The organism is Virgibacillus litoralis (genome assembly GCF_017873675.1).
GTDB lineage: Bacteria > Bacillota > Bacilli > Bacillales > Amphibacillaceae > Lentibacillus > Lentibacillus litoralis.
In genome coordinates this window covers 96,100-113,665 of sequence record NZ_JAGGKK010000002.1, presented here as the reverse complement: position 1 = coordinate 113,665, position 17,566 = coordinate 96,100, and the positions used below count along the sequence as shown (strand labels likewise).

General features: G+C 37.2%; 17 protein-coding genes. 15 read left to right on the top strand and 2 right to left on the bottom strand.

The genetic code is table 11. The features are described 5' to 3' along the window. Positions 1-33: 33 nt before the first annotated feature. The 12 genes from pheA to yajC all read left to right on the top strand — a co-directional run bounded on the left by pheA (position 34) and on the right by yajC (position 10,888). On the top strand, positions 34-885 hold the full coding sequence (gene pheA / locus J2Z82_RS02835) for a prephenate dehydratase (protein ID WP_209479282.1): 852 nt from the start codon (positions 34-36) through the stop codon (positions 883-885). Positions 886-1,596: 711 nt separating this feature from the next. Further along, positions 1,597-2,802 carry a SafA/ExsA family spore coat assembly protein gene (gene safA, locus J2Z82_RS02830; RefSeq protein WP_209479281.1) on the top strand — a complete coding sequence of 402 codons (1,206 nt, stop codon included), beginning with the start codon at positions 1,597-1,599 and terminating at the stop codon, positions 2,800-2,802. Beyond that, positions 2,795-3,757, top strand: a complete 963-nt coding sequence (locus J2Z82_RS02825; protein ID WP_209479280.1) for a protein kinase family protein — start codon at positions 2,795-2,797, stop codon at positions 3,755-3,757. The genes safA and J2Z82_RS02825 overlap by 8 nt, the downstream gene beginning before the upstream one ends. Positions 3,758-3,792: 35 nt before the next feature. Then, positions 3,793-4,536, top strand: coding sequence for an NAD(+) synthase (gene nadE, locus J2Z82_RS02820; RefSeq protein ID WP_209479279.1), 744 nt, complete (start codon positions 3,793-3,795; stop codon positions 4,534-4,536). Positions 4,537-4,604: 68 nt separating this feature from the next. Continuing rightward, positions 4,605-5,153 (top strand): YhcN/YlaJ family sporulation lipoprotein, encoded by a 549-nt coding sequence (locus J2Z82_RS02815; RefSeq protein ID WP_209479278.1) that lies wholly within the window; start codon positions 4,605-4,607, stop codon positions 5,151-5,153. A 596-nt stretch (positions 5,154-5,749) separates the two neighbouring features. Further along, positions 5,750-6,481, top strand: coding sequence for a YebC/PmpR family DNA-binding transcriptional regulator (locus J2Z82_RS02810; protein ID WP_209479277.1), 732 nt, complete (start codon positions 5,750-5,752; stop codon positions 6,479-6,481). Between the two features lie 102 nt (positions 6,482-6,583). After that, positions 6,584-7,189, top strand: a complete 606-nt coding sequence (gene ruvA, locus J2Z82_RS02805) for a Holliday junction branch migration protein RuvA (protein WP_209479276.1) — start codon at positions 6,584-6,586, stop codon at positions 7,187-7,189. A 15-nt stretch (positions 7,190-7,204) separates the two neighbouring features. Beyond that, positions 7,205-8,206: a Holliday junction branch migration DNA helicase RuvB gene (ruvB, locus tag J2Z82_RS02800; RefSeq protein ID WP_209479275.1), complete on the top strand. Its 1,002-nt coding sequence runs from the start codon at positions 7,205-7,207 to the stop codon at positions 8,204-8,206. Beyond that, positions 8,203-8,403, top strand: a complete 201-nt coding sequence (locus J2Z82_RS02795) for a DUF2905 domain-containing protein (RefSeq protein ID WP_175559462.1) — start codon at positions 8,203-8,205, stop codon at positions 8,401-8,403. Before ruvB ends, J2Z82_RS02795 begins: the two co-directional genes overlap by 4 nt. 19 nt (positions 8,404-8,422) lie before the next feature. Beyond that, positions 8,423-9,451, top strand: a complete 1,029-nt coding sequence (gene queA / locus J2Z82_RS02790; RefSeq protein WP_209479274.1) for a tRNA preQ1(34) S-adenosylmethionine ribosyltransferase-isomerase QueA — start codon at positions 8,423-8,425, stop codon at positions 9,449-9,451. 15 nt (positions 9,452-9,466) lie between these two features. After that, the gene (gene tgt / locus J2Z82_RS02785; RefSeq protein WP_209479273.1) at positions 9,467-10,606 is read left to right on the top strand and encodes a tRNA guanosine(34) transglycosylase Tgt; all 1,140 of its coding nucleotides are present in this window, start codon (positions 9,467-9,469) and stop codon (positions 10,604-10,606) included. A gap of 18 nt (positions 10,607-10,624) precedes the next feature. Continuing rightward, positions 10,625-10,888, top strand: a complete 264-nt coding sequence (gene yajC / locus J2Z82_RS02780) for a preprotein translocase subunit YajC (protein WP_209479272.1) — start codon at positions 10,625-10,627, stop codon at positions 10,886-10,888. Between the two features lie 87 nt (positions 10,889-10,975). On the opposite strand, the gene J2Z82_RS02775 is transcribed toward yajC, so the two are convergent. Then, a complete protein-coding gene (locus J2Z82_RS02775) occupies positions 10,976-11,359 on the bottom strand; it encodes a TIGR04086 family membrane protein (protein WP_209479271.1) in 384 nt (127 codons plus the stop codon). Positions 11,360-11,498: 139 nt separating this feature from the next. Here J2Z82_RS02775 and J2Z82_RS02770 point away from each other — a divergent pair, with 139 nt between their 5' ends. Continuing rightward, the gene (locus tag J2Z82_RS02770; RefSeq protein WP_209479270.1) at positions 11,499-12,800 is read left to right on the top strand and encodes an ArsB/NhaD family transporter; all 1,302 of its coding nucleotides are present in this window, start codon (positions 11,499-11,501) and stop codon (positions 12,798-12,800) included. Positions 12,801-13,192: 392 nt separating this feature from the next. Here J2Z82_RS02770 and spoVB read toward each other — a convergent pair whose 3' ends face one another. Further along, positions 13,193-14,746: a stage V sporulation protein B gene (gene spoVB, locus J2Z82_RS02765; protein WP_209479269.1), complete on the bottom strand. Its 1,554-nt coding sequence runs from the start codon at positions 14,744-14,746 to the stop codon at positions 13,193-13,195. A 121-nt stretch (positions 14,747-14,867) separates the two neighbouring features. Here spoVB and J2Z82_RS02760 point away from each other — a divergent pair, with 121 nt between their 5' ends. Beyond that, positions 14,868-15,170 carry a post-transcriptional regulator gene (locus tag J2Z82_RS02760; protein WP_209479268.1) on the top strand — a complete coding sequence of 101 codons (303 nt, stop codon included), beginning with the start codon at positions 14,868-14,870 and terminating at the stop codon, positions 15,168-15,170. 49 nt (positions 15,171-15,219) lie between these two features. Then, positions 15,220-17,496 carry a protein translocase subunit SecDF gene (gene secDF, locus J2Z82_RS02755; protein WP_209479267.1) on the top strand — a complete coding sequence of 759 codons (2,277 nt, stop codon included), beginning with the start codon at positions 15,220-15,222 and terminating at the stop codon, positions 17,494-17,496. The last annotated feature ends 70 nt before the right edge of the window (positions 17,497-17,566 follow it).

Genomic DNA, 17,566 nt, shown 5'->3' with positions numbered 1-17,566 from the left:
ATAGTAGATATTTGTGATAAGGGGGACTAGGATATGGTGAAAATAGGTTATTTAGGACCGCGTGGCACATTTACAAAATTAGCTGTAGATACTGCATTTAACGGAGAAGATAAACACAGCTTTGATACGATTCCAGAATGCATCGATGCTGTTGAAGAAAATCGGATTGATATTGGTGTAGTTCCACTTGAAAATGCAATTGAGGGAACAGTACAGTTAACAGTTGATTATCTTGTACATCAAGTGAGGTTACCAATCATTGCTGAAATCGTTGTACCAATACAACAGCATTTACTTGTAGACCCTAATTTCTCAGGTGATTTATCAAACTTGGAAGAAATTCATTCGCATAGTCATGCAATTGCACAGTGTCATCAATTTATTCATAAATATATGCCTGATGCAGCAATAAATTTCACGTCTTCTACTGGTAAAGCAGCTGAGGTAGTTAGTGACAGTGACAGGAATATTGCTGCTATTGGTAATAAGCTGGCAGCCAAAGAATACGGATTAAGAATTTATCAAGAAAATATCCATGATTACCCAAACAACCATACAAGGTTTGCAGTGCTGGCAAAGAATGAAGATATTGTTAAGATTAGACACGATAAACAAGCTGAAAAGACCAGCCTATTAATAACGTTGCCAAGTGATTATGCTGGTGCACTTCATCAGGTGCTTTCTGCGTTTGCTTGGCGCAAAATGAATCTGTCAAAAATTGAGTCAAGACCCATGAAAACTGGTTTAGGAAATTATTTTTTTATAGTAGATGTTAATCAGCCATATGATGGTGTCCTTTTCCCGAGTGTTCAGGCTGAATTGGAGGCACTGGGGTGCAAGGTAACAGTTTTGGGTACTTATCCCGTTTACCAAATGAATATCTAATATTAGCCGTTTACTCCTTTAAATAGGGTAAACGGTTTTTAATTTTTGGCTAGTTCGTAAGTTTTTTTGCTTTTTAATCGTCACAGTTGATATAAACTGCGAACCAACTTAAAAAATTGCTGAGTGCTATGACACCGCTTCGGAAATACACTTCGCGCACCTAGGGCGGCTGTCGAGCCTCCTCGTGCTGCGCACTGTGGGGTCTCTTCGATGCCTTTCCTCCCGGAGGAGTCTGCGTGTATTTCCTCCGCTGTATTTGCTCACTTATTCAATAAAATAAAACGTCTAATTCAGCAGATGGAATATGCGAGACTCCTGTGGGACAGCGATCCTAAGAGACCCCACAGGGAGCGTTCTTTGCGAGCGAGGAGGCTCGTGGTGAGCCCACGGAAAGCGAGTATATTCCAACTGCGTGGTTAGAGAACTACACTATAAATACGAATTGGTTACCTTCAGTCTACTTCGCAGTTTATATCAACTACGTATTGATTTTATTTATTTACAAGGCAATAATTTGTCTTCAATTTTTGGAGATAGGAAATTGAAATTTTTGGTAACCAATATAAGTGCAGCTAAGGCTTTTGTCATTAAACCCTGGCAATAGCAAAAGATTTTAGAAAAATTTATTTCAACTTTTACAATTTCTTTGCATATGTTGTTAATGAGTGATTTGCCCAGTTTTAAATTGAAACGAAAGGAGTATGGTTTGATTTGAAAATTCACATTGTACAAAAGGGCGATACATTATGGGAGATATCTAAAAATTATGGAGTAGATTTTGAACAAGTAAAACAGTTAAACCCTCAATTATCTAGCCCGGATATGATAATGCCTGGCATGAAAATTAAAATACCCAGTACATCAAAGCCGGTTAAGAAGGAAACAATGCAGATGAAAGAAACTCAAAAGCCTACCACACAGCAACCGTATAAAGACACCTCTCCAAAGCCTATACCAGTTGTTAAAGAAGATGATGAGAAAAAGCCTAAGAGCGTACAACCGAAAATGCCAATGCAGCCGAAAATGCAACCAAAATTGCCTATGCAACCTATGTTTCAAATGCCAATGATGGAACAAGAAATGAATAACTATACCACCATAAACTTGCCAGAGATGCCTCAATATCCAATTCAAGAGGAAGAGCCAGAAAAGATGCAACAAATGCCTATGCAACAGCCAATGATTCCAATCTATTGTTTCTGCCCTCCACCTCCGATGCACCACGCTGTTCCAAATGCAATGGGGAAGAAAGATTGTGGATGTGGCGGTCCACAACCAATGGTAAGTCCAATGCAAAGTAATCAAATGCCAAATCAGTACCCGAACCAGTACGCAGGTCAGAGTCAAATGCCAAATCAGTACCCGAACCAGTACGCAGGTCAGAGTCAAATGCCAAATCAGTACCCGAACCAGTACGCAGGTCAGAGTCAAATGCCAAATCAGTACCCGAACCAGTACGCAGGTAAGAGTCAAATGCCAAATCAGTACCCGAATCAGTACGCAGGCGAGAGTCAAATGCCAAATCAGTACCCAAACCAGTACGCAGGTCAGAGTCAAATGCCAAATCAGTACCCGAACCAGTATGCAGGTCAGAGTCAAATGCCAATGAATAATAATCCATACCATTATGGAAACATGATGGAATCAATTGAGCCTTCGCCTAGTATGGAGATGCCCGTGAAACCAACACAGAGCCCTCAGTTGAATGATTACAGTCCTTTTAATGCACAGGTTCCTCCACAGACAATGGGCGCACAGCAAGGGTTTCATTCACCAAATATGCCGCCACAATCATACCCACATTTTGCAAATGCCGCTAATAATAATATGCCATATCCATCACCACCAGGTTTTGCTGAGAATTCAATGTTGGATTTCCGCGAAGATGAAGAAGAGGACGATTCGAAAGGTGAGTAGCTTTATTCAAGGAGACGAGATGAATTATGATCGTCTCTCTTCTTTTTTATATAAACATGGAATGCTTGATACAAGAAACATGACTAATATCAATCGTAATGTATTTTATTTGAAAGCTTTTAATGATAAATCTTTTATTTTAAAAAAGCATCGTAATAAGATACGAATGGAACAACAATGGAGTTTTTTTGAACAGATAAAATCTCCTGATATAATTTCGTTTGAACACTTTCCGAATCAGAAGAAGTTTATCTATGATGAATCATACTATTGGACAATATCGCCATTTATTCGTGGAAAAAAATTAAATTATTTAGTTGATAGAGATAGAATAGAAAGCCTGGAAACGTTAAAGAAATTTCACGGGCAAGCTACAGGAATTAATGTGTTAAATCGTTTAAAAAAAGATATATTTTACCTTCGTTGGTATAAAAGATTACAAACATTTAAAAAGACAGATTATATTTTTGACAATTATCATTTTAAATCATTGTTTGAGGATATAGTAAAAACGACAGAAATACAGCTGCAGATTGTATCTAAAATTCCCTGGAATAGGTTAGAGCAACAAGCTAAAATAAATGGTGATTGGGTACATGGGGATGTCGCTTCACATAATTTTATTCGTAACCAAAAAGGGATATATATCATCGACTTTGATCTTCTATTATGTGCACCGCAATTATACGATTACATTCAGCTGGGACAGCGCTTTTTACCATATATAAACTGGGACCTAAATAGGTTGCTTTCTTACAATATGGTTGAGGAAAGACATTTAAAGGCATGGTTATTAGCTATATTGATACCAAGTGACGTGCTCAGGGAATGGATACACTTTTTGTATAACACCTCAAATAGATCAATTCACATTTATTTATCCAAAATGGAAGCGGACTGGTTGAAAAGGCAATCTTTTTTAAATAGTGTTAAATTAATGCTAAAATCAATGTAGAAATCTTTACTTTAGTTAAGGGAGCGGAAAATATTATGGAAAAAGTAGTAGATGAGATTGTGCAATGGTTGCAGGAGCGCGTGAAAGAAGCTGGTGTAAACGGGTTGATGGTAGGTGTAAGTGGAGGTCTTGATTCTGCAGTTGTAGCACACTTAATTCAGCGCGCATTTCCTGAAAATTCCCTAGGTGTAATGATGCCTTTGGATAGCAATCCAAACGATATGGTTCATGCCAAAAAAGTAATTGAAAGCTCTGGAATAAGTGAACTTACTGTAGATCTTACAGAAACACATCATGTGATGTATGAAAATATTAAGAATCAATTAAAACAAAAAAATGAATTCAAAGAAAAAAATGATCAGCTGGCAGGAGCTAATCTTAGAGCAAGATTACGCATGAGTTCGTTATACACTGTTGCAGCTAATTATAATTACCTAGTTGTTGGAACAGACAATGCAGCAGAGTGGTACACAGGATATTTCACAAAATATGGCGATGGTGGAGTAGATATCTTACCAATTGTAGAATTTACAAAACAAGAAGTAAGAGAAATGGCTAGTTATTTAGGTGTTCCGGATGAAATTGTTCATAAGGATCCAAGTGCAGGACTTTGGGAAGGACAAACAGATGAAGCTGAGATGGGTACAACTTATGATAAGATTGATGCCTATTTAAAAGGTGAAGAAATTCCAGGAAAAGATAAAGAGGTTATTGAAAGAATGCATAGACGTACAGCACATAAGCGAAATCCTGTAAAGCAATTTAATTTACCGAAATGACAATTCCCTTAATTTAACTGTTTAAAAAAATCTCTCTTATACAATCTAATGGTAAGGGAGGTTTTTTTATGTCGATAAAAATTCTAACATTAATTTCTGTCATTATTTTTGCTTTGGTTGGATGTGGAACAGAAGAAGGAAAGCAAGATAACCCTGAAAATATGACTTCACAGCCTATTAATTATGAAACAAAAGAAGAGCAAAAAGAACGAACTGGTAATAAAGAACAAAGTCTTGGCGAAAAAGGTGGATATCCTCAAAGTGATCAGACTCAGATGAACGAAGGTGACGCTAGTGGACAAAGTGATTTATATACCAATCAAACATCCATTTCAATAACTAAGAAATTAAAAGAGCGAAAGGAAGTTATTCAAGCCCAAGTTGCTGTAACTGATGATAAAGCAATTGTTGGAGTGATCATTAGCCCAAATTCTCCTCCTAATATGAGGAAAATCATAAAACAAGAGGTTCATGAAATGGTACCAAACCGAGAAGTTGAAGTATATACAGATGACGTCTACTGGGATCGTATGCGAAATAAGGATGCAAAGCTGGACCAGCTGAATGGTGATATGAACGAGTTTCTAAATGAATTTTTTAATACCACTAGAGATTAAAGCGGAAGCGCTGTTTAGCCTGTATGGATTATTTCCTCATACCGCGGGTGGGTCGACGTTTCGCAACAAACTGCGGTTTTAGTCTATCTTCCATTTCCCTTGAGAATACATGAACTTAAATTATCGCCAATGAATAGATGAAGTTAAAGTGAATCCTATACTTGTAAAGCGAAAAGGACACACAAAGAGCGGAAGTGTGTAAGGTATATTGAATAAAAACGCCATATTCTGTGGCAACATCGAACTACTTAACACGTGAAGGGCATTATTGTAGACGCAGGAGGGAAGTCTACTAACCATCAGGCGCTGGGTTAGCTGGTTCTTGTTCAGCTATCTACAGTTCTTCCACTACATAATTTTTAAGTGAGAAATTAAAGAAATTAAAGTCTTTGCCATGCAAGGGCTTTTTTTATACTACTTTTTACTACTATCGTTTCTCATCCTGTTTTGGTGGCATTGTTTTAGAAAATATTTTTTAGTTTTAGATGACACTTTTTTAATCTGGATTTCGATTGTAGTAGTAGAACCATCACTTTAATGATTCAGCTATTTTTGGTATAGTTAAAAAGGGAAATATACAGAGAGGAGAATGTCCTATGGCTGGTCATTCTAAATGGAAGAACATTCAAAAGAGAAAGAATGCACAAGATGCTAAAAAAGGGAAAGTATTTATGCACCATGCTAAAGAAATCTATACGGCAGCCAAACTAGGTGGAGGAGACCCAGAAATGAATGCCTCCTTAAGATTGGCAGTTGACAAGGCTAAAGCTGATAACATGCCGAACGAAAATATTGATCGAGCAATTAAGAAAGCAACAGGAGCATTAGATGGTGCAAGCTTTGAGGAAATAACGTACGAAGGCTATGGTCCAGGTGGTGTTGCTGTTATTGTTAATATTTTAACAGATAATAAAAATAGAACTGCTGCTGAAATAAGGCATGCCTTTAAGAAGAATAATGGGAACTTAGGTGAAAATGGAAGTGTATCTTTTATGTTTGACCGAAAAGGATATATTGTTATTACAAATGAGGACGGAACAATTGACGAAGAAGAAATCACATTGGAGGCCATTGAAGCAGGTGCAGATGATATAGTCACAGAAGAGGGCGCATATGAAATAATTACAGCACCAGAGAATTTTAATGCAGTGTGTGAACATTTACGTGAAAGTGGCTATTTATTAGAGAGTTCAGAGATTACATTCATTCCGCAAACATATAGTTCTCCCTCGGAAGATGATGAGAAGAATATGCTAAACCTGATTGAAATGCTTGAAAATAATGAAGATGTTCAGGACATTCACCACAATTTAGAGGAATCAGAATAAGTGAAAAAACTTCTATTCTTGGGATTCGAGAATAGAAGTTTTTTCTTCCTTATGTGTATAGTTATGTTAAAATAGGAGCAGAAATGTAAAGGAGAAGGTCGGATGATTGCATACATAAAGGGGACATTATCAACTATTCAGGAAGATGCAGTAATTGTGGATGTACAAGGTGTTGGGTATGAAATTGTTTGTGCTAACCCTTTTTTATTTCAATCTGAATTAAATAATGAGTTAACGATAAATACGTACCATTATGTGCGGGAAGATACACAAGTACTATATGGCTTTAAAAATGAAGATGAAAAATATCTATTCACAAAGCTTATTTCCGTTTCAGGAATTGGACCAAAAGGTGCGTTAGCAGTTTTAGGAAGTGTTGACGTAACAGGCTTTGTTGAAGCTATTGAGCGAGAAGATGATAAATTTTTGACAAGTTTTCCTGGAGTAGGTAAAAAAACTGCCAGACAAATTATTTTAGATTTAAAAGGTAAATTAATATCGATGGTTTCCGTTTCAGGTGAACAAGAAATGCCGGATACAAGTAGCCAGGAGACTAAAGATGGGTTAAAAGAAGCTCAAGAAGCATTAAAATCGTTAGGTTATACAGAACGTGAAATTAAAGCTGTCGTTCCACAGCTGCAATCAGAAAGTAATAGTAATACGGATGAAATTATTCGAAAAGCGCTAGCACTACTAATGAAAAATTAACAAGGGGGGGATAATATGGATGAGCGAATGGTCACAGGTGAATTACAAAATGAAGATTCTACTGTTGAGCTTAGTCTCCGCCCTGTAAATCTGAATCAGTATATCGGTCAACAAAAAGTTAAAGAGAACTTAAGTATCTTTATTCAGGCAGCAAGAATGCGTGAGGAACCACTTGATCATGTACTTTTATACGGACCACCAGGTCTTGGCAAAACAACACTGGCGGCAATTATAGCGAATGAAATGGGCGTACAGTTCCGATCCACTTCTGGTCCTGCGATTGAAAGAGCCGGGGATTTGGCAGCTATTCTGTCATCACTGGAACCAGGTGATGTACTTTTTATCGATGAAGTGCATAGACTTCCAAGAGCTGTCGAAGAAGTGCTGTACCCTGCAATGGAGGACTTTTTTCTTGATATTGTAATTGGTACAGGCCCCAGCGCACGATCAGTTAGAATCGATTTGCCTCCATTCACGCTAGTAGGTGCAACAACACGTGCCGGTCTACTGTCAGCCCCATTACGAGATAGATTTGGTGTACTAAGCCGGCTTGAATTTTATGAAGCTAAAGATCTATGTTCAATTGTTGAACGGACTGCAGATATATTTGAAACGACAATTACCAAAGAAGCAGCTGGTGAAATTGCGCGGAGATCAAGAGGAACCCCACGAATTGCCAACCGTTTACTAAAGCGAATTCGTGATATCTCTCAAGTGAAGGGTGAAAACGAAATCAGTTTAAAAACTACTGACCTTGCATTGGAAATGCTGCAGGTAGATGATGCTGGATTAGATCATATTGATCACAAGCTGTTAAAAGGTATTATAGATGGCTTTCAAGGCGGACCAGTTGGCTTGGATACGATTGCAGCAACAGTTGGAGAAGAGTCCCAAACGATTGAAGATGTATATGAGCCATATTTATTACAAATTGGATTTATTCAGCGTACACCAAGGGGTAGGTTAGTAACCCCAAAAGCTTATCGACATTTTGGAATAGCAGGGAACGATACATGATGAACGCAGGAAAATTATTTATTCTCCTAGGTATTATATTTGTAGTGATTGGGTTGATTTGGACTTTTATTGGCAGGCTTCCTGGTGATATTAGTTTTAAGAAAGGAAATTTTTCCTTTCATTTTCCAATCATGACTTCCATTGTTGTAAGTATTATTTTGACACTTGTGTTTTATATCCTGGGTAAATTTCGGTAAGTATAGTAAGGAGAGCATCATGAACATAGAAGATTTTGATTTTGAATTACCAGAAGAATTAATTGCTCAAACACCACTGAAGGAACGTGCTTCATCCCGTTTATTAGTATTGAATCGGGAGAAGAAGGAAGTTTCGCACAAGTATTTTAGGGATATTAAGCAATACCTTAAAAAGGGTGATTGTCTTGTATTAAACGATACGAGAGTTTTACCGGCAAGGCTGTATGGTATAAAAGAAGATACAGGTGCTAAAATAGAAGTACTGCTTCTTCATCAGCAAGATAAGGATGAATGGGAAGTACTGGCAAAACCAGCCAAAAAAGTTAAAGTAGGGACAACGCTCGTATTCGGTGAAGGTAAAATTCGTGCAACATGCACGGCGCTTAAGGATCACGGTGGCCGAATTTTTGATTTCTCATATCAAGGCATTTTTTACGAAGTTCTCGATGAGCTAGGTGAAATGCCATTGCCTCCATATATAAAGCAACAGCTATCTGAAAAAGAACGCTATCAAACTGTATATGCAAAAGAAGAAGGATCAGCAGCCGCCCCTACTGCAGGCTTACACTTTACAAATTCTCTGCTGGTCGAGTTGAGGGGGATGGGTGTAACTATTGCATTTATTACATTACATGTCGGGCTTGGCACATTTCGCCCGGTCAGTGTAGATAATATTGATGACCACACGATGCATGCAGAATTTTATCATATGACAAAAGAGACTGCTAATACATTATCACAAGTTAAACAAACAGGTGGAAGAATTATTTCGGTTGGTACAACTTCTACAAGAACACTTGAAACAATTGCCAGAGATAATAATGGACAATTTGCAGAATCAAGTGGCTGGACTGATATATTTATTTATCCTCCATATCAATTTCAAGCAATTGACGGGCTAATCACCAATTTTCATTTGCCTAAATCAACATTGATTATGTTAGTAAGTGCACTCGCTGATCGGGAGAGTATTTTAAATGCATATAATGAAGCTGTTAAAGAAAAGTATCGATTTTTCAGTTTTGGTGATGCGATGTTAATCTTATAAAAAGGAACGAATACAATGACAGCAATTACGTATGAACACATTAAAACCTGTAAACAGACAGGTGCAAGACTTGGAAAAGTACACACGCCTCATGGTTCATTTGATACACCTACATTTATGCCTGTTGGTACATTGGCTACAGTTAAAACCATGAGTCCAGAAGAACTCCAGCAAATGAATGCAAATATTATTCTGTCTAATACATATCATCTTTGGCTAAGACCTGGTGAGGACATCATTAGAGAAGCTGGTGGTCTTCATAAATTCATGAATTGGGATGGAGCAATATTAACTGATTCTGGCGGATTTCAGGTTTTTAGCTTAAGTAAAATGCGTGACATTAAAGAAGAAGGTGTGCATTTTCGGAATCATTTGAGTGGTGAGAAGCTTTTTCTGTCACCAGAAAAGGCAATGGAGATTCAGAATGCATTAGGGTCAGATATAATGATGGCGTTTGATGAATGTCCGCCATACCCTGCAACGCATGATTATATGAAAGCTTCTGTGGAACGAACGTCACGCTGGGCTGAACGCTGTTTGAATTCACACCAGCGCCCCTCTGACCAAGGTTTATTTGGAATTATTCAAGGCGGGGAATACGAAGCGTTGCGCAAACAAAGTGCAGCTGATTTAACATCTATGGATTTTCCTGGATATGCTATTGGCGGACTTTCTGTTGGTGAACCCAAGGATGTTATGAATCGTGTTCTGGAATTTACCACACCACTATTGCCAAGCAATAAGCCACGGTATTTAATGGGGGTAGGGTCACCCGACTCGTTAATAGATGGAGCTATTAGAGGAATTGATATGTTTGATTGTGTACTACCGACACGTATTGCCCGCAATGGTACATGCATGACATCCAATGGCAGACTTGTCGTCAGAAATGCGAAATACGCACGAGACTTTAGTCCAATTGATGAGAATTGCGATTGTCATGTATGCAAAAATTACTCCCGTGCTTATATCCGACACCTAGTCAAATGTAATGAAACATTTGGATTCAGACTTACTACTTACCATAATCTCTATTTTCTGTTAAAATTAATGGAGCAAGTACGAGCAGCTATTAGTGATGATCGACTTGGCGATTTTAAAGAAGCATTCTTTGAACAATATGGTCTTAACCAACCGAATGCAAAAAACTTTTAGGAAAGGGGGGAATTATGAATGGATATGCTAATATCTCTAGCACCGATTATTTTAATGTTTGTTATTTTTTACTTCTTGCTTATTCGTCCGCAACAGAAAAAACAAAAGCAGGTTAAACAAATGCAGTCTGACCTTCAAAAGGGAGATGCAGTTATAACAATCGGCGGCTTTCATGGTGTTGTTCATGCAATTGACGAGAGCACTGTTATTATTCAATCTGGTGATGGTGTTAAGCTTACGTATGATCGTACAGCCATCCGCGAAGTAAAAAGCAATCAATAATAAATAGCAGCACTAATACTTTATGATTATACATAAAGGAAACAAAAGAAGCTGGTACATTATGTACTAGCTTCTTTTTTAATTGCTTTAATTATTATTTTCTGATGCAACAAAATTAACTCCGATGACTCCACCTATAACTGCTGCTAAGATAAATCCAAAATGATGGAGTGACTGTTCGAGCGAGAAAGCCTGCTGATAACCAAGATACTGAACAAGGAATGTAAAAAGTGTGAAACCAATCCCTGTTATAGAGCCGATGATCCAACCCTTTTGCTTACTCTTGACCCCTGCAACAAGCCCCCCTATAAATAAGCAAATTAAACCTATTGCTAATGTTAGCCATGATAGAGTGGTTTCTTCCATTGTTGTGAAGCGAAGTAAGAAGGCCAGAATAATGCTAGTTAAAAGAATTAAACCGAGAATTATAATCCAGCCATACATCAGGGCAGTAAATTGCTGTCTTTGCATGATGCTAATCCCCCTTTCCATTGTTTGTCCATGTACTTTCATTCTATTCAGGTAAATAAAAAATAGACTGAAAATATTTTGCATATCTCAGCATATATTTGTAATAAGAGATTAACTTTATGATGAAAGAGGATGCTGCATGGAAGTAATATTAGCAACTGTTATTTTTATAATTAGTTACATTTTTATTATGACTGAGAAAATAAATCGCGCTGTTGTTGCACTTTCCGGCGGTGCATTATTGTTGTTAACAGGTGTTTATAGTGCCAATGAAATGTTCATACACTATATTGATTGGAATACCATTGCTTTATTATTCTCTATGATGCTACTTATATCGATAACGGAAAAGACAGGGCTATTTTCCTTTATTGCTATTCGTTTTGCACAAAGAGTACGTGGGTCACCTATTCCATTGTTTATTGGTGTAAGCATATTGACTGCTATAGGATCAGCATTACTTGACAATGTTACAACGGTCTTGATATTTGTCCCGATTATTCTTAAAGTCACAAAACAATTAAGTCTTCCCGCATTTCCATACCTGCTAATCATTATTTTTAGTTCTAATATTGGAGGTACTGCCACACTAATTGGTGACCCACCAAACATAATGATTGGACAAGCTGTTGACCATCTAACCTTTCTATCGTTCGTTAACCATCTGGCACCTCTAGCTATAATTATCTTTATAATTATGTTGGCAATAATGGTAATGCTGTTTAGAAGCACATTAAATGCTCAACAAATAAACATAGATGAATTATTAGCGATGGATGCATCGTCTTTTCTGGTGAAGTCGCCTATGTTATATCAATCTATTGTTGTATTAATTCTTACATTATCAGGTTTTGTGCTTCACTCATTCCTGCATATTGAATTGACAATTATAGCTTTAAGTGGTGCGATTCTGCTTTTGCTGTTAACGGAAAAAGAAGTTGAAACTGAGTATATTTTTGCAAAAGTTGAATGGGTTACATTGTTTTTTTTCATTGGGTTATTTACCTTAGTTGGTGGTTTAGAAGAGGTTGGGATTATTGATGAAATGGCCAGAGCGATTGTTCTTTCAACAGAAGGTGATTTTTCAAAAACTGCTATACTTATACTATGGATTTCAGGTCTATTTTCAGGAATCGTCGATAACATACCATTTGTTGCAGCAATGATTCCAGTAATAGAAGAATTTGAAAGTTATGGAATGGTTTATTTGGATCCCATATGGTGGTCACTAGCATTAGGGGCATGTTTAGGAGGGAATGCAACACTGGTTGGGGCCTCTGCAAATGTCGTGGTTGCAGGATTAGCTGAGGGTTCAAATCAAAAGATACCATTTATCAGATTTATGCTGTATGGAATACCATTTGTCCTGCTCTCACTTCTTATATCCACTGTATATGTGTACGTTCGTTATTTAATTCCCTATATGTCACAAGGATTATAAGCAACATAACGCTTAGTAAAAGTGTTATGTTGTTTTATTTGCAGTTAAGAAGTATAAAATACTTTCTTACTGGCATAAGTGCAACTAAGGCTTATCTATATTAAGGCTTGGCGAATGCCAAGTTTTCTAATTACTGAATAAATATTGGTATAAACTGCGACATAATGCAGGAAAATACTTGAGTGCTATTTTTAAACGCTCTGGAACTACACTACGCTTTCCGCGGAAAACGCTTCGGCTTCGTCGAAAACGCACTTGTTACCTGATCCTGAACAGTGAAAACGAGTATATTCCAGTTGCGTGTTCAGAGTGACACACGAAATTTCACGTATTAGTTACCCTAGGTCTGTGTCGCAGTGATTTGTTATGCTTCAGGCTTGGAAAGCAGCTTTTTAATGTACCCATTTTTGGAAGAAAGGTATCTGACGTAACTCTTCTTTTGTAATAAACCTTAAAATAAACAGAAGTGCAATATATATTATCGTTATGGTTAAAAGAATAAGTATAAAAAGGAAAAGATTTGATTCAAATCCGGAATATATACTCTTGAAGAAGTTTCCAACTACATATGTTAGTGCTAATAATAATCCCATTTTCGTTAAATCTTTAACAGGTATTGAAAACCCGATTTCCTTATACAGACTAGCCAAATGTAATATCGTTACTAAAACTACGCCAACTGACATCGCGATAGCAACACCCATGATTCCAAATTCAGCATTAGATGCTAACAGAAACAGTACAATAAACTTACATGCAGCCCCGAATAAACTATTCCACATTGCAGGTTTTGCTAAATCTAACGCTTGTAATGCTGCTTGTAATGGAGCTTGAATATAGAGTAAAATAAAAAAAGGTGCCATTAATACTAAAAATCTGCTAGCATTTCCTGTTCCGTACATATACGTTAGTATTGGCACGGCAAATAATGAAAGGACAATGGTTGCTATCGCACCTGATGCAAATGAAATCCTGATGGACTGATGAATTCGGTAATGAATCAGTTTTTTGTTCTTAGTTGCTTCAGCTTCTGAAATTGATGGAACTAAAGCGATTGACAGGGATTGTGTAATAAATGTTGGCAAAAATAGTAATGGTAATACATACCCGGTTAGCTCTCCATACTGTTTTGTTGCCATGGAACTTGATACTCCAGCAATGAGTAAGCTTTGCGCTACAATTATTGGTTCAAGGAAGTAAGAAAAAGATCCAATTAACCGACTGCCTGTGCTTGGTAATGCAATTGAAAATAGCTCTACTAATGTGTTTTTGCTCGATTTTACGTATTTGAAAAAGCGGTGCCGAATACTTACTATTTTCTTTCGTCTAAACAAGTGAATCATAAATAACAGTGATGCAAGCTCACCTAGAATTACACTGAACATTGCTCCAGCTGCAGCAAATTCGACTCCAAATGGAAGTAATAATTTAATAAAGAATGCCACACACGTAATCCGGACGATTTGTTCGATTACTAATGCATAACTTTGTGGCTTCATATTTTGCCTACCTTGGAAGTACCCTTTAAGCACTGAAGAAATGGCTACAATAGGTACGATTGGACTTATTGCTATTAGTGGGTACATTGTACGTTCATCAGTAAGTAAAGTTGTGGCAATAAATGGCGCAGCAGCGATCATGCCAATTGTAAAAATGACACTTGATATACCTGTAACGAGTAATGATATCACAAGAATTTTTTTTATTTTATGTGTATCATTTCTGGCTTCGGCTTCTGATACCCGTTTGGAAATTGCGACAGGAAGGCCGAGCTGTGTTAATGTAATCACAAGGAAAAGAGTTGGCAGAGCCATCATGTAAAGACCAACACCTTCTTCGCCCATAAATCTGGCTATTACCAGGCGGTTGATGAAGCCTAATAAACGTGTGATCATACCTGCTATTATTAAAATTAATGTACCTTGTAAAAATGTTTGTTTGGTCAATATTGACGACCTACCTTCTCAAAAAATAATTTTTCATATACAATGATATATATGCAAAGATGTGGGCCAAGCATGACAAGCATTATTATATAGATTGGATTGTCTACAGGGAGGGAAACATGTGGAAGTTATAAAAAATGTGAGTGAGTGGAAACCGGAAATATTGTTAGCTTTAGAAAGTAAAGTAAATGAGTTCCAATTAATGGGCTATGCGAAGGCAACAAATGAAAATATATGGAAATGTTTAACTGAAAAAGTATGGAAAGGGAACCCTCCTAAGCGTTTATATGAGGTAATTCAAGATATTCTCCATCTTTCATCAAACATTTACATGAGTTACTTAACGGTTAATGCATATCAAGATAATGATTTAATGGCTTCAATCAATGCACTAACCGGAGGAAATCTGGAAGAGGCTGAATAAATTTTACATAATGTATTACCCACGGGATATAAAGGGAGGCAATTGGAAGATGAAAAACAGAGGCAAGATCGTTGCCTTTTTTCTAATCGTATTAATATTTGCGGGAACGATTGGGTCAACGATAACAGGAATCGCGAAAGACGTTAATCTAGGATTGGACCTTCAAGGCGGGTTTGAGGTTTTATATAAAATTGAACCTGTTGATGAAGGAGAAGAAACAGATAGAGAATTACTTGAATCCACAGTACGTATACTTAATGAACGTGTAAATCGTTTAGGAATTAGCGAAGCAAATATTAATATTGAAGGCGAAGATAGAATTCGGGTACAACTTGCCGGTGTGGAAAATCAAGGTGAAGCAAGAGAGCTGCTATCCACATCAGCAAGACTTACTTTAAGGAACGTTGAGGATGAAGTGCTTCTTGATGGGGCAGACATACAAGAAGGTAGTGCGAAACAAGATTTTAACCAGAAAACGAACCAGCCTATTGTCACCTTACAATTAAAAGATGCATCAAAATTTGGGGAAATAACAAGTAATCTTGCTGCCAAAGCAGACCCGACGGTTCCATATCCTCAAAAAAAGAACTTGCTCGTGATCTGGATGGACTATCAAGAAGGAGATTCATTTGCTGAGGAAGTGAAGAAGGAAGATCCGAAATATGTGTCAGCCCCTAAAGTTGATGAAACATTAAACACAACAAATGTTATGATTAATGGTGACTTCACAGTGGAATCTGCTCAACGACTGGCTGATATCATCAATGCAGGCTCACTTCCTGTGAATATGACAGAATTGTATTCAAATACGGTGGGTGCACAGTTTGGTGAAGAGGCGCTTAATAAGACCGTATTTGCAGGAGTTATTGGTATAAGCCTAATCTTCATATTTATGATTGCATTTTATCGCTTTCCAGGATTAATAGCTGTAATCAATTTAAGTATTTATATATATTTAATTCTATTAGTTTTTGAACTGATGAACGGGGTGCTTACGCTGCCAGGAATAGCCGCGCTAATACTTGGTGTTGGTATGGCTGTTGATGCGAATGTCATTACATTTGAACGAATTAAAGAGGAAATTCGCGAAGGTAAATCATTACTTGCATCGTTTAAAGCAGGAACGGCAAATTCATTACGGGCTATTGTTGATGCAAATATTACAACGATGCTTGCTGCTGCTGTTTTATTCATATTTGGTACAAGCTCGATTAAAGGGTTTGCAACGATGTTAATTGTTAGCATCTTAGTAAGCTTCATAACAGCTGTTTATGGTTCAAGGCTATTATTACGGTTATGGATTAAAGCAAAGTTTCTTAAAAATCGACCAGCATGGTTTGGTGTTAAGAAGAAGGACATTAAGGATATCGCCGATGCAAGTGAAGTAGAACCTAAAATCTTTAATCGGAAGGTTAATGTTGTTCAACATAGAAAAAAATTCTTTATTGCATCAGCGTCAATGGTTATTCTTGGTGGTATTTCACTAGGTATTTTTCAGTTAAACCCTGGAATTGATTTTACCAGTGGGTCAAGAATTCAACTTGCTGCAGAAGATACATTAGACACAGAGGCAATCAAAAACAGTCTTGAAGAGCTGGATTTAGAGGCCAAATCTGTTGTTCCTGCCGGTGATAATGGCGAGAATGTAATTCTTCGTTATGAAGAGGTAATTGATGAAGATAGAATATCAGAAGTACAGACGTATTTTCAGGAGAATTACAATGCAAATTCCAGTGTGAGTGTCGTTTCACCAGTTGTTGGTGAAGAACTAGTTAAAAACGCCCTTTATGCACTGGCCATTGCATCAATTGGTATGGTTATATATGTCACACTTCGATTTGAACTATTCTTTGGTTTAACAGCAATAATTGCTTTAATCCATGATGTTTTCTTCGTTTTAGCAATATTTAGCCTTACCAGAATTGAATTTGATGTTACAATAGTTGCTGCGATTCTAACCGTCATAGGTTATTCAATAAATGATACGATAGTTACCTTTGACCGGATTAGGGAAAATCTACGCAAAAAGAAACGCGTCAAATCATTTAAGGAACTTGCTGGCATTGTCAACAAGAGTTTGGTACAAACCTTTACACGCAGTATAAATACAACACTTACTACAATGATTGCTGTATTGGCGTTCTTATTCCTTGGAGCACAGCCAATTACTGGTTTTGCGATTGCACTGGCTCTAGGGTTGTTAATAGGTACGTATTCATCCTTGTTCCTTGCTTCACAACTATGGCTAGTATGGCGCGGGAAAAATATTAAGGATAAACCTGTTGTATTTGCTAAGAAGAAAAAAACAGAAGGACCACAAGTGTAATAGAAATAAGACCCCTGTTGTTGTAACTGAACTACAGGGGTCTTGTATATGGTTAATAATTTAGAAGAAA

Bases quoted from the DNA above. Each gene is read 5' to 3' on its own strand.
- pheA (WP_209479282.1), top strand. From the start codon at position 34: ATGGTGAAAATAGGTTATTTAGGACCGCGTGGCACATTTACAAAATTA.
- nadE (WP_209479279.1), top strand. From the start codon at position 3,793: ATGGAAAAAGTAGTAGATGAGATTGTGCAATGGTTGCAGGAGCGCGTG.
- J2Z82_RS02815 (WP_209479278.1), top strand. From the start codon at position 4,605: ATGTCGATAAAAATTCTAACATTAATTTCTGTCATTATTTTTGCTTTG.
- J2Z82_RS02810 (WP_209479277.1), top strand. From the start codon at position 5,750: ATGGCTGGTCATTCTAAATGGAAGAACATTCAAAAGAGAAAGAATGCA.
- ruvA (WP_209479276.1), top strand. From the start codon at position 6,584: ATGATTGCATACATAAAGGGGACATTATCAACTATTCAGGAAGATGCA.
- ruvB (WP_209479275.1), top strand. From the start codon at position 7,205: ATGGATGAGCGAATGGTCACAGGTGAATTACAAAATGAAGATTCTACT.
- J2Z82_RS02795 (WP_175559462.1), top strand. From the start codon at position 8,203: ATGATGAACGCAGGAAAATTATTTATTCTCCTAGGTATTATATTTGTA.
- queA (WP_209479274.1), top strand. From the start codon at position 8,423: ATGAACATAGAAGATTTTGATTTTGAATTACCAGAAGAATTAATTGCT.
- tgt (WP_209479273.1), top strand. From the start codon at position 9,467: ATGACAGCAATTACGTATGAACACATTAAAACCTGTAAACAGACAGGT.
- yajC (WP_209479272.1), top strand. From the start codon at position 10,625: ATGGATATGCTAATATCTCTAGCACCGATTATTTTAATGTTTGTTATT.
- J2Z82_RS02775 (WP_209479271.1), bottom strand. From the start codon at position 11,359: ATGCAAAGACAGCAATTTACTGCCCTGATGTATGGCTGGATTATAATT.
- J2Z82_RS02770 (WP_209479270.1), top strand. From the start codon at position 11,499: ATGGAAGTAATATTAGCAACTGTTATTTTTATAATTAGTTACATTTTT.
- secDF (WP_209479267.1), top strand. From the start codon at position 15,220: ATGAAAAACAGAGGCAAGATCGTTGCCTTTTTTCTAATCGTATTAATA.